Genomic DNA, 12,716 nt, shown 5'->3' on the forward strand with positions numbered 1-12,716 from the left:
TTATTGAAAATAATAGTAGATAAAGCCGGTAGATCCGTTATCTCTTATCTAAAGTGTATAAGTGTTCATTAACTTATAAATAAAGGTGGTACCGCGGAATCCTTTTCGTCCTTTTATTCGGGATGAAATGGATTTTTTTTATGCAATAAGAAATAAAATAATCAAAATATAAGTAATCTATTGAGATGATTAGGAGGAATTTTAAAATGTCAGAACAACATGAAGTGAATTTACCGCCTAAATATGATCCAACAGCAATTGAAAAAGGTCGTTATGAATATTGGGTAAATGGTAAGTTTTTTGAAGCAGAAAGAAATCCAGAGAAAGAACCGTACACGATTGTCATTCCACCACCAAATGTAACAGGTAAACTCCATATTGGACATGCATGGGATACGACATTGCAAGACATTATTACACGTATAAAACGTATGCAAGGATATGATGTATTATATTTGCCTGGTATGGATCATGCAGGTATTGCTACGCAAGCAAAAGTAGAAGAGAAATTGCGCAATGAAGGCATCTCTCGCTATGATATTGGACGTGAGAAGTTTTTAGAAAAAGCATGGGATTGGAAAGAAGAATACGCACAGTTCATACGTAGTCAGTGGGCGATGCTAGGACTAGGGCTAGATTACTCTCGTGAACGTTTTACATTGGATAAAGGATTGTCTGAAGCAGTAAATGAAGTATTCGTTGAATTATATAACAAAGGATTAATCTATCGCGGCGAGTATATTATTAACTGGGATCCTGCAACTAAAACGGCATTGTCGGATATCGAAGTAATCTATAAAGATGTACAAGGACACTTCTATCATATGAAATATCCACTAGTTGATGGCACTGGAAGTATCGAAGTTGCAACAACACGTCCAGAGACGATGCTTGGAGATACAGCGGTTGCGGTACACCCAGAAGATGAAAGATATCAACACTTAATTGGGAAAAAAGTGAAATTACCAATTGTAGGACGTGAAATTGAAATTGTTGCAGATGATTATGTGGATATGGAATTCGGCTCTGGTGCTGTAAAGATTACACCTGCACATGACCCGAATGATTTTGAATTAGGAAATCGTCATAATTTAGAGCGCGTACTAGTAATGAATGAAGATGGTACGATGAATGAAAATGCAGCTAAATATCAAGGGTTAGATCGATTTGAATGTCGTAAAGAAATAGTAAAAGATTTACAAGAACAAGGAATTCTATTTAAAATAGAAGAACATATGCATTCAGTTGGGCACTCTGAGCGAAGTGGTGCTGTTGTTGAACCATATCTATCTACACAGTGGTTTGTAAAAATGCAACCATTAAGTGATGCAGCAGTAGCAATGCAAAATGGAACAGATGAAGAGAAAGTGCACTTCGTACCAGAACGTTTTGAGAAAACATATTTACGTTGGATGGAAAATATACGTGATTGGTGTATTTCAAGACAATTATGGTGGGGACATCGTATTCCAGCATGGTATCATAAGGAAACAGGAGAAGTGTATGTTGGTAAGACAGCTCCAGAAGATATTCAAAATTGGGAGCAAGATTCAGATGTATTAGACACTTGGTTCTCAAGTGCATTATGGCCATTTTCTACACTAAATTGGCCAAATAGTGAGGATGAAGAGTTTAAACATTTCTTCCCAACAAATACATTAGTAACAGGTTATGATATTATCTTTTTCTGGGTTGCACGAATGATTTTCCAATCTAAAGAATTTAATGGGAAACGACCGTTTAAAGATGTGCTTATTCATGGTTTAGTTCGAGATGCAGAAGGCCGAAAGATGAGTAAGTCATTAGGTAATGGTGTCGATCCAATGGAAGTAATTGAAAAGTATGGTGCAGATTCTTTACGTTACTTTTTAGCAACTGGATCTAGTCCAGGCCAAGATTTACGTTTTCAATGGGAAAAAGTTGAATCCACATGGAATTTTGTCAACAAAATTTGGAATGCATCTCGTTTTGCATTAATGAATATGAATGGATTAACATATGATGAAATTAATTTGACTGGCAAAAAATCTGTTGCGGACCACTGGATTCTAAGCCGATTAAATGAAACAATTGAGCAAGTGAATCGAAATGTAGACAAATATGATTTTGGTGAAGCTGGCCGTTATTTATATAACTTTATTTGGGACGATTTCTGTGATTGGTATATCGAAATGGCTAAGTTACCATTGTATGGTGAGGATGAAGAGGCTAAGCTAACGACACGTTCTGTATTAGCATATGTATTAGACAACACGATGCGCATGCTACATCCATTCATGCCATTTGTAACAGAAGAAATATGGCAACAACTTCCACATCAAGGAGAATCTATCGTTGTGGCAAAGTGGCCTGAAGTAAATAATGAACTTTCTAATGAAGAGGCATCTAATACAATGCAACAATTAGTAGCAATTATTCGTTCTGCTCGTAACATAAGAGCAGAAGTGGATACACCATTATCAAAGCAAATTCCAATTATCATTCAAGCAAAAGATGAAAAAGTAAAACAACAATTAATGGATAATGAACCATTTATCGAAAGATTCTGTAATCCTAGTACATTAACGATTGCAACAAATGTAGAAGTACCAGAAAAAGCAATGTCAGCAGTTGTAACTGGAGCAGAATTATTCTTACCTCTTGAGGGATTAATTGATATTGATAAAGAATTAGTTAGATTGCAATCTGAGTTAGAAAAATGGACAAAAGAAGTTGAGCGTGTAGAGAAAAAATTAAGTAATGAAGGTTTCGTAAGAAAAGCACCTGCCCAAGTGGTAGAAGCAGAAAAACAAAAACAACAAGATTATATGGATAAAAGAGATAAAGTAAAAGCGCGTATGGAAGAATTGCAAAAATAACACATTATAAATAACCGCACACTCTAATGGAGTTGTACGGTTATTTATTTTGCTAATGTATTTCTTTCATTATAGTATTTAATATCGAGTGTGTAACATCAATCCCTGTATACTTCAATATATTTGCAACATGTGCATTTGTATTTACTTCACAAATAATTGGTTCTTGATCCGGTCCAAGTAGTATATCTACACCACAATACGTAGCACCAACTGCTTTTGCTGCTTGCAGTGCAAGTTGTTTTTCTTTCTCTGTAGGTGTATAGGCAGATACCGTACTGCCTAAATATACATTTGCTCTAAAATCCTCTTTAGATTGTCGTTTAATTGCTGCAACAACATGATCACCAACAACAAATAGTCGTAAATCTTCCCCGTAACTAGAATCAATGAATTGTTGTAGTAAAAACGGTTTATCATAAATCTCCGTAACCTTATCAAGATATTGTTTTTGATTTTTAATGAGATAGACTTGTTCTCCAAATGAACCATATCCTTCTTTTACAATAAACGGATAGGAAAAAGGTTTTGTCAGATTAAGATAACTTTCCATGTCTAAAGTAGGTGTATTATGAAAAACTTTTGGAGCAAACACTGTTTTAGGAATGTTTATCTCGTGTCTTGCAAGTACCTGATACATCCATACTTTATTATCACAAATATCGATACATGTAGAGGAATTAAATACAGGTATACTAATTTGCTCAAATTGACGTGCTAGTGTAATGTCTTTATCATGAAAAATGACAAACGACGGTAAAGCAATATTGTCCTTATGTTTTAAGCTAGTATTGGATGATGTAACGATTTGCGTAATGTAATGATTAGGCACGAGTTTTATTTCTATGCCAAGTGTATTTGCAGTGACTTTTAATTGATTTGGAAATTGTAAGAAAGCTTCTTTTTGCATGTGTCCATTAAAAATGACCCATCCGTACATATATAAATCTCCTCATATATTATTTTTAATTGTATTTTAGTTAATTGTTTAAGTATGATCATGCTTTAGTATAATACCTTTTGGAATGAAAAGATACGTACTCTTTTGATAAAAAGCTCTCTTTATCATACAATGAGGAGTAAAGAAATGAAAGAAAGTGTGATTAATTTGTTAACGATACAAGAAGCAGAGCAGTTTCTCATTACACGGAGAAAATTAGGAATAAAACCAGGGTTAGAAAGGCTAGACTATTTGTTGAGTATGGTTGGTAACCCAGAACAAAAAATAAGGTCTATTCATATCGCTGGTACAAACGGCAAGGGTTCTACATTAACATTTATTAAACAGGTGTTGATAGAAGCAGGATATAGAGTTGGGAGCTTTACATCACCAGGTCTTCCAACAATTTATCATCATATGGCGATTAATCATACAAATATATCTCCAACCGAATTTGCCGAATTACTTACATCGATTCAACAGGTTATTGAAGAAATGGACAAGAAAGATATGTCACCATCTGAATATGAAATATTAATGGTCATTACATGGCTCTATTTATACAAACATGTAGATATTGCAGTAATTGAGACATGTATGGGCGGATTATATGATGTGACAAATCGAATTCAGCCCATTCTCACTGTGATTACAACGATAGATTATGATCATGTGGATTTTTTAGGGAATACATTAGCAGATATTGCTAGTCATAAAGCAGGAATTATAAAGAAAAACATACCAGTGATTGTTGGAAATATAGACAAGGAAGCAATCGATGTAATAAAAGAACAAGCAATGGAATTGGATGCGCCTTTGTATCAACTCCATAACGATTATCATATATCTAGGATGGAAGACGCAACGAAAAAGTTCGTTTATACAGATGAAAAAACAACGATACCATTTGAGATTTCTATTAATGGCCATTATCAAATGGAGAATGCAGCAAATGCGATGAAGGTTGTTCAATTATTGCAAGATTTGGCATATAAAATAGATGATCAATCTATCAAAAAGGGCTTCCTTCATGCAAAGATACCTAATAGGTGTGAGGTTGTCTCAAAACAACCATTTATTTTACTAGATGGAGCGCATAATAATCAAAGTATCGACAATTTAATAAAAACAATTAAAGATCATTGGCCTCATTATTCTATTCGATTTGTATTTAGTTGTTTTAAAGACAAAGAAATAGAAGGAATGTATGAGAAGTTGGCAGAAGTAGGAAAAGTAACTGTAACTAGTTTCTCACATCCTCGAGCGATTAATCAGCTAGATATATCAGAGGATTGGCATTATTGTTCATCATTTAAAAAAGCATTACATATCGGAATGGAACAGACGACGGATAATGATTTATTAGTAATTACTGGTTCACTGCATTTTGTAGATAGAGTTAGAGAATATATCAAACAAAATTTAAAGTGAACGAAATAATTACATTTATTTTGGCTCATTTTGTATGTTTAGCATATATATTGACGAAACATTTCTTATCCTAACTGACAAAACTCGTCTTACATCGTGATTGAAATATGATAGGGTGATAGAAAAGGATAGAAATGAGGGATATAGTGAAAGGAAATAATAAAATTTCTGTTCATATAAATCGCCAGCGTCAATCAAATGAGGGACGAATCGAACCGATAGAACCAATTGAAAAAATAGTAGAACGCAAACATGAAAGGGTGCACAGTGAGTCACATCATCCATTCTATCCAAAGAATGCACAGAAAAGAAATAGTTTTTGGCAAAAATATCGGTCGTTTTTTTATGCAACTATGACAGCTATTTGTATTGGTGTGTTTTTAGGATTTATTATGCTCAAAATATTCGTCGATACAGATCCGAATGAAATGTTACCAACACAGAATCAAACAACTCAGACATCCATTACACCTACAGAAACAAATGAGAAAGAATCGTCTAATGTTGCTTTAGAAAGTTATACTGGTAATGTACTTCAAGCATATGTCGTACAAGCAAATGTTTTTAGTTCAAAAGAGGGTGCAGACAAATTTGTGAGTAGTTATCCTGATGCAGTGATTTGGGAAAGAGACGCAAAATACCATATTTTTGTTTCTGTCGATGCATCAAGCGATATGTCTAAAGATTATGCGAAACAACACAGTGAGGAATCATTAGAACTTTATGGGGGAAAAGTTTGGACAACTGATGCAGTGACTTTTAATGTCTCGAATGAGGAAGTGAAGTGGTTACAACTATTTGAGCAGACATTGCAAGCACAATTTGAAAAACTAGATAAAGCAACTATTCAAGAAGTCGTAAATGGAGCACCTTCCAAATTAACAGATAGTATCCAATCTTTTGTTGAGGATTTAGAAGAAAAACTAACAAAAAGTGAGTTAACGAAACTGGATATAATAGCGATATGGCAATCTTATACGACGCGGAGTGAAACTTGATATTTTAATATGAATTTCTTAAAAATACAATTCGATATCATTCATTTTGATTTCATTCACATGCAAAATTAAATAGAAACAACGAATAATCTTAGTTGTACAACCTCTTTCATATTACTTACACTAGTACATGAATCATATGAAGGAGGTTTTTTATGGAATCAGAAATGGTTAAAATGAAAGAGTTACCAAAACAAGATAGACCGAGAGAGCGATTGATTCATTATGGACCTGATCATTTATCTAATCAAGAGTTAATCGCTATATTGTTCGGCTCAGGCTCAAGGAAAGAAAATGTATACCAACTTGCAGAGAAAGTGTTAGGGCATATTGATGGATTAGTCAATTTACGTGATGTAACAATTGAAGAGTTGACACAAATTAATGGTGTTGGTCAAGCGAAAGCCGTCCAATTACTTGCTGCCATTGAGCTTGGAAAGAGAGTACAAACATTCAAAATAAAAGACCGTTATGTCATTAGAAGTCCAGAAGATGGAGCGAATTATGTCATGGAAGAAATGCGGAATTTACAACAAGAGCATTTTGTTACATTATTTCTAAATACAAAAAACCAAGTGATTCATCGACAAACAATTTTTATTGGGAGCTTGAATGCGAGTATTGTCCACCCTAGAGAAGTTGTGCGCCCATAAGGTTCTATTGGAAATCTGCTCTAGCAAGGCAGTAGGGAATTTTCGCGAGTATACCCTATCATCAGTTAACTTATCCATGAGGGAAACCGATTGGGGAGTGTAGCATGTTAACAAAACTATAAATCATCTAATTACTTAAGATGCGATTGAATAGTGAGATGAAATGAATAGATAAGGATGAAAGCTGGATTGCTTAAATGATAGCTCGATGGGGATTACGGGGCCTATAGCGGAAAGTAATGTAGTTACGCTATATGAAGTAGCCGTTGTTCTATTGAACTTCTGGAACGACGGTGTGAAACTACTTCACCAATTCTATTCACAATAGAAAAAAGAGCAAACGTCACATCCGATACTATTCAATGCTTTGTTTCAATAGAAGTAAATGGGGATTGCCTAAGTCAATCGTAACGTGAATGATATGGCAACGGAGTTCTCGTAGTAGTTCGAGATAGGGAAAGCCTATTACAAAGCGAAGGAGAACAGTTTATTTCGTACATACTAATATGGATTGGAATGATCCTGTTCTAATAAATCTATAATTAGCATGCACAATCTAACAGCACTGAATGGTATTTCTACATCATTCTATGTCTCTATTGTTAGGTAAATAAACAGAAAGCCGTATACCTTGAGAAGGGTACGTACGGTTTGGAGGGAAGTGTAGAGAAACCTGCTATAAATAAAGCAAGGCGCAATATACTTACCCTACTATCGAGAAGCAATTAAACGTGCAGCAGCCTCTATTATATGTCTTCATAATCATCCATCAGGTGTGCGCCTGTATATTTTGTCATATTAGTGATTACTATGTAATTTGGAACTCCTTACAATGTTCTATGGTCAGCATCTTACCTTGATAGGAAACTAAATATAGAGAATAAAGCATGATGTGAAAAGGAGAAAAGACGACAAAGCTATCTCATGTCGAGTCCGTTCTTCAGACCAAGTGATGTATGGTAAAAGCTATACTGCTTGAATCTTAGGTGAATGAGCGTTGGATGCGTTATTGTCTACGATAGCTAACAGGCAATATGGGAATCATGGGGGCGTATCACCTGAGCGCTCTATTAGAATGCTATATTCTATTCCATAGTAAGGGTTTCCCTTCAATCTTCTAGTGGAAGAAACCGCCAAAAGAGATACCTAACCATCACAAATCTAAATGACGAAAGAAGCAGGGAATGCCTAAGTGTTTGTAAAATTCTACACATGCATATGGCATCGGAGTTCTCATAGTACTCAATCGTTTGCTTATAATGAGTTTAGCATGAGGAAGGGGAATAGGTTGTACATATTACTGGAATGGCATCATGAAAATGAATAAAGCCATTTTCGTATATAATATGTATACACTATTTAAGGGAATAGTGTATAGACAACTGGCGAGCCGTATACGCTGAAAGGTGTACGTACGGTTCTGTGGGAGAGATAATGAAACCTATTATTACTATGAATAAGGCGCATTGTTTCTACCCTACGATCCATCTCCATCAAATGAAGATATTCAAGTAACCAAAAGATTAGTGGAAAGTGGGAAAATGATTGGGATTGAAATGCTAGACCATCTCATCATTGGTGACCATCGATTTATATCATTAAAAGAAAAAGGGTACTTGTGACACTATCTATTTTGTGAAAAATTAAGTATAATAGTGAATACAAGCTCAAGATAACGCCTTTTACAAGAGATTGCTTGTATAAAGGCGTTTATTATTGATACATGCATTTGTTACATAAAATAAGAAAATTTTTAGTATAAAAAGGTAATTTCTTGCTTGAAATTGGACAAAAGCATAAAATAAGCTTGATTAACATTATAAATTTAGCTTTGAGAGGAAGAAAAAGATTGGGATTTTTAAATTTTTCGCAAGATTTAGGTATTGATTTAGGTACAGCGAACACGCTTGTTTTTATAAAAGGTAAAGGTGTAGTAGTACGTGAACCATCCGTCGTTGCAATTAATCGGACAACAGGTGATATTGAAGCAGTTGGTGGAGATGCTAAAAATATGATAGGAAGAACACCTGGTAATATTGCGGTAATCAGACCAATGAAAGATGGTGTGATTGCAGACTATGATACTACTGCAGCAATGATGAAGTATTACATTAAGTTAGCGCAGAAGAACAGATCTTCTTTTGCCAAGAAACCGAATGTAATGGTATGTGTTCCTTCAGGTATTACAATGGTAGAGGAACGAGCGGTAATAGATGCGACAAAACAAGCAGGGGCAAAAGATGCTTTCCCTATAGCAGAACCATTCGCAGCTGCAATTGGTGCAGGTCTGCCAGTATGGGAGCCTACAGGTAGTATGATTGTAGATATTGGTGGAGGAACAACAGAAGTAGCAGTCATTTCTCTAGGTGGTATTGTGACAAGTAAATCGATTCGTACTGCTGGGGATGATATGGATGATGCGATTATTCAATATGTGAAACGAAAATATAACTTGATGATTGGGGAACGTTCAGCAGAATCGATTAAAATGGATATTGGTTCAGCAAAAGTACCAGAGCAACCTGAAGAAATGGATATACGAGGTAGAGATTTGTTAACAGGATTACCTAAAACAATTACAATCACTGCAGCAGAAATTGCAGATGCATTAAAGGATACTGTAGATGCAATTGTAGAATCTGTAAAAAATACATTAGAATTAACTCCACCTGAATTATCAGCAGATGTGATGGACCGAGGTATTGTATTATCTGGTGGTGGTGCATTACTAAAAGGCTTGGATGAAGTTATTAGTGAAGAAACAAAAATGCCTACATTTGTGGCAGATGAACCACTTGATAGTGTTGCAATTGGAACAGGTAAATCGTTAGAGTACATCGAGCAATTTCGTTCGCAATCTAAATACTCTTCCCAACGTATACAAGATTAAGTAGGTGTTCACATGTTCTCATTTAAGAAAAAGTATCTGTTTATTTTTCTTTTAGTATTAATGGTACTGGTTGGCTTGATAGGATTTACAATGCGTGAACGTTCTAATTTAACAATTGTAGAAGATTTCATTCATGACAGCTTTGGTTCTGTTCAACAAATCATTAATAAGCCGATTGAATTCACAACAGATTTCTTTTCAAATATTAAAGATATAAAAAACGTATACAAAGAGAATGAGCAATTGAAGTCACGCTTAGAAGAAATACGTCAATTAGAGTATGAGAATCAAGAGTTAGAAAAAGAAATGATAGAGTTAAAAGAAATTGTAAACAAATCTGATTCTGATTTTTTACAATCCTTTGAATCGATTCATGCCTCTGTTGTTTCAAGAAGTAAAGACAATTGGTTTAAGCAGATTACAATTAATAAAGGTTCTGAAGATGGAATCGAACCTAACATGGCTGTTATTACAGGCAAAGGGATGATAGGTAAAGTACAATCTACATCGCCATTTACTTCTACTGTTTTGTTGCTGAATGGGTTTGATCGATATAACAGAATTTCTGTGAATGTCGATGTAAAAGAAGAAAGTGAAGACTTGTCTGGATTTATAGTAGGATATGATGAAGAGAAAGACTTGTTGTTACTTGAGTTAAATGAGAATAACGATAAATTACAAGAAGGACAGTTCGTATTTTCATCTGGATTAGGTGGCGTCTTCCCTAAAGGGTTGCAAATTGGTGAAGTACAGCAAGTAACAGAAGATCGATATGCATTAACAAAAGTTGCTTATGTAAAACCGACTGCTAACTTAGATGTCATTCACCACGTTATCGTTATTGATCGCAACATGATATCAGACAATGGAGGAGATGATGAATTATGAAAACATTCATCCCTTTTCTCCTATCCATTATTTGTATAGTACTAGTCATGTTAGAAGGATCTGTTGCGAATATTTTAATTCATCTACCATTTATACCAGATGATTGGCAAGTAACGTCCCATTTTTTGCTTCTGTTCACACTCTACATTACAATATTTTTTGATCAGCGCAATACATACTACGGTTTTGCATTTGCTGTATTGTTTGGTCTAATCATTGATATATTGTATACACCAGTCATCGGTATTTATTTGTTTGTATATGGTGTTGTATTATATGTAGCTAGGAATTTAATGAAATGGTTACATGCTAATTTCTTCGTGACAGTATTAATCGTTGCGATAGGTGTAATCATCGCAGATATCGCAACATATTTCCTATATGGAATGATTCAATTCCATCATATGAATTGGAACACATATTTTGTAGAGAGATTAGTCCCAACTTTTATATGGAATATATTATTGAGTATCGTTTTTTACCCATTCATTAAAAAGAACTTAAGAAAATGGGAGAGGATTAAATTTTTAAATAAGGATTAAATGTTGCATCAGTAGATTAAGGGGTTGAATGATTGTGGCAGGAAACCGTTGTATCACGATTAAAGGTACAAGAGATGGTTTAATACTATTTATGGATGATACATGTGCATTTAATGATTTATTGGTAGAATTAGAAACCGTATTAATGACGAAATATTTAGCAGATGATGAACAATCCATTCGAATTAAAGTAGAATTAGGGAATCGATATGTAACGGAAAGTCAAGAAGCGCAATTAAAAGCATTATTTGATCAACAACAAAAGTTTATCGTAGAAGAAATTGTATCGAATGTGATCTTAAAACAAACTGCACTTGATTGGAAAGAGGATACAGCAATTAAATTGCATAATAAAGTGATTCGTTCTGGACAAGTACTTGAAGTAAATGGTGACTTGTTATTAATTGGAGATGTGAACCCAGGAGGTAAAGTTGTTGCAACAGGTAATATTTACATATTGGGGTATCTAAGAGGGATAGCACATGCTGGTGTGGATGGAAATAAATCAGCAGTTGTTGCTGCATCTTATATGGCTCCTACTCAATTAAGAATAGCTAATATTATCAGTCGTCCATCAGACCAAGACAAAGATGGTGGAATGATGGAATGTGGTTATATTGATGAGACAGGCGAGAATATTCTTATGGATCGCATGCATGCACTTAGTCGTTTACGATCTGAATTAAATGCTTTTGAAAGGAGAATTTTACATGGGTGAAGCAATTGTAATAACATCTGGTAAAGGTGGGGTTGGTAAAACAACGACTACTGCTAATTTAGGAACTTCTTTGGCATTACTAGATAAGAAGGTATGTTTGATAGATACAGATATCGGTCTTAGGAATTTAGACGTCGTATTAGGTTTAGAAAATCGCATTATTTATGATATTATCGATGTCATGGAGAAACGTTGTAAGATTTCACAAGCATTAATTAAAGACAAACGATTTGATTGTTTATATTTACTCCCAGCTGCGCAGACTAGTGATAAATCTGCATTAACTCCAGAAGGTATGATTGAAATAGTAGAACAATTAAAGACAGAGTACGATTATATTCTAATAGATTGCCCTGCTGGAATTGAACAAGGATTTAAGAATGCAGTAGCTGGAGCGGATAAAGCACTTGTTGTAACAACACCAGAGAAATCAAGCGTACGTGATGCTGACAGGATTATTGGACTGTTGGAGCAAGAGGATATTGATCCACCGAATCTAATTATCAATCGAATTCGTAATCATATGATGAAAAATGGAGAGATGTTAGATATAGATGAAATTATGCAAATTTTATCGATTGATTTAATTGGAATTGTTGCAGATGACGATGAAGTCATTAAAGCATCGAATAGTGGAGAACCAGTAGCATTTCAACCGAATACGAGGGCATCTATTGCTTACCGAAATATTGCAAGAAGAATTTTAGGAGAGTCTGTACCACTTCAATCTTTAGATCAAAAGGTGACTTTCTTTGATCGTTTAAAAAAAGTATTTAGTAAATAATAACAATTGTTCCA

The 12,716-nt window shown here is 34.6% G+C and carries 11 protein-coding genes, 1 pseudogene and 1 other annotated feature (1 of these 13 running past the window's edge); of the genes and pseudogenes, 11 read left to right on the forward strand and 1 reads right to left on the reverse strand.

Annotated elements, in window-relative coordinates; genetic code table 11:
- Positions 1-116 (forward strand) — a binding site (T-box leader); it begins 110 nt to the left of the window's first position.
- A gap of 90 nt (positions 117-206) precedes the next feature.
- Positions 207-2,858 carry a valine--tRNA ligase gene (locus tag ACFOZ1_RS11095; RefSeq protein ID WP_390199301.1) on the forward strand — a complete coding sequence of 884 codons (2,652 nt, stop codon included), beginning with the start codon at positions 207-209 and terminating at the stop codon, positions 2,856-2,858.
- Positions 2,859-2,910: 52 nt separating this feature from the next.
- Here ACFOZ1_RS11095 and ACFOZ1_RS11100 read toward each other — a convergent pair whose 3' ends face one another.
- Complete coding sequence (locus ACFOZ1_RS11100; protein ID WP_390199303.1) at positions 2,911-3,798, reverse strand: ATP-grasp domain-containing protein; 888 nt, start codon at positions 3,796-3,798, stop codon at positions 2,911-2,913.
- Positions 3,799-3,945: 147 nt separating this feature from the next.
- On the opposite strand from ACFOZ1_RS11100, the gene ACFOZ1_RS11105 reads away from it, so the two are divergent.
- The 10 genes and pseudogenes from ACFOZ1_RS11105 to minD all read left to right on the forward strand — a co-directional run bounded on the left by ACFOZ1_RS11105 (position 3,946) and on the right by minD (position 12,702).
- Positions 3,946-5,229: a bifunctional folylpolyglutamate synthase/dihydrofolate synthase gene (locus tag ACFOZ1_RS11105; protein ID WP_390199305.1), complete on the forward strand. Its 1,284-nt coding sequence runs from the start codon at positions 3,946-3,948 to the stop codon at positions 5,227-5,229.
- A gap of 146 nt (positions 5,230-5,375) precedes the next feature.
- Positions 5,376-6,227 carry a hypothetical protein gene (locus ACFOZ1_RS11110; RefSeq protein WP_390199307.1) on the forward strand — a complete coding sequence of 284 codons (852 nt, stop codon included), beginning with the start codon at positions 5,376-5,378 and terminating at the stop codon, positions 6,225-6,227.
- A 155-nt stretch (positions 6,228-6,382) separates the two neighbouring features.
- Positions 6,383-6,880, forward strand: a complete 498-nt coding sequence (gene radC, locus ACFOZ1_RS11115; protein WP_390199309.1) for a RadC family protein — start codon at positions 6,383-6,385, stop codon at positions 6,878-6,880.
- A 697-nt stretch (positions 6,881-7,577) separates the two neighbouring features.
- Positions 7,578-7,682 (forward strand): JAB domain-containing protein, encoded by a 105-nt coding sequence (locus ACFOZ1_RS11120; RefSeq protein WP_390199741.1) that lies wholly within the window; start codon positions 7,578-7,580, stop codon positions 7,680-7,682.
- Between the two features lie 679 nt (positions 7,683-8,361).
- A pseudogene (locus tag ACFOZ1_RS11125) lies at positions 8,362-8,502 on the forward strand (JAB domain-containing protein); the annotation flags it as partial.
- Between the two features lie 227 nt (positions 8,503-8,729).
- Complete coding sequence (locus ACFOZ1_RS11130; protein WP_390199311.1) at positions 8,730-9,770, forward strand: rod shape-determining protein; 1,041 nt, start codon at positions 8,730-8,732, stop codon at positions 9,768-9,770.
- Positions 9,771-9,782: 12 nt separating this feature from the next.
- Positions 9,783-10,658 carry a rod shape-determining protein MreC gene (mreC, locus tag ACFOZ1_RS11135; protein ID WP_390199313.1) on the forward strand — a complete coding sequence of 292 codons (876 nt, stop codon included), beginning with the start codon at positions 9,783-9,785 and terminating at the stop codon, positions 10,656-10,658.
- On the forward strand, positions 10,655-11,200 hold the full coding sequence (gene mreD, locus ACFOZ1_RS11140; RefSeq protein ID WP_390199315.1) for a rod shape-determining protein MreD: 546 nt from the start codon (positions 10,655-10,657) through the stop codon (positions 11,198-11,200). The genes mreC and mreD overlap by 4 nt, the downstream gene beginning before the upstream one ends.
- A gap of 28 nt (positions 11,201-11,228) precedes the next feature.
- Positions 11,229-11,918: a septum site-determining protein MinC gene (gene minC / locus ACFOZ1_RS11145; protein ID WP_390199317.1), complete on the forward strand. Its 690-nt coding sequence runs from the start codon at positions 11,229-11,231 to the stop codon at positions 11,916-11,918.
- On the forward strand, positions 11,911-12,702 hold the full coding sequence (gene minD / locus ACFOZ1_RS11150; RefSeq protein WP_390199318.1) for a septum site-determining protein MinD: 792 nt from the start codon (positions 11,911-11,913) through the stop codon (positions 12,700-12,702). The genes minC and minD overlap by 8 nt, the downstream gene beginning before the upstream one ends.
- Positions 12,703-12,716: the final 14 nt, after the last annotated feature.

This window comes from Gracilibacillus marinus, assembly GCF_042651725.1.
Lineage (GTDB): Bacteria > Bacillota > Bacilli > Bacillales > Amphibacillaceae > Gracilibacillus > Gracilibacillus marinus.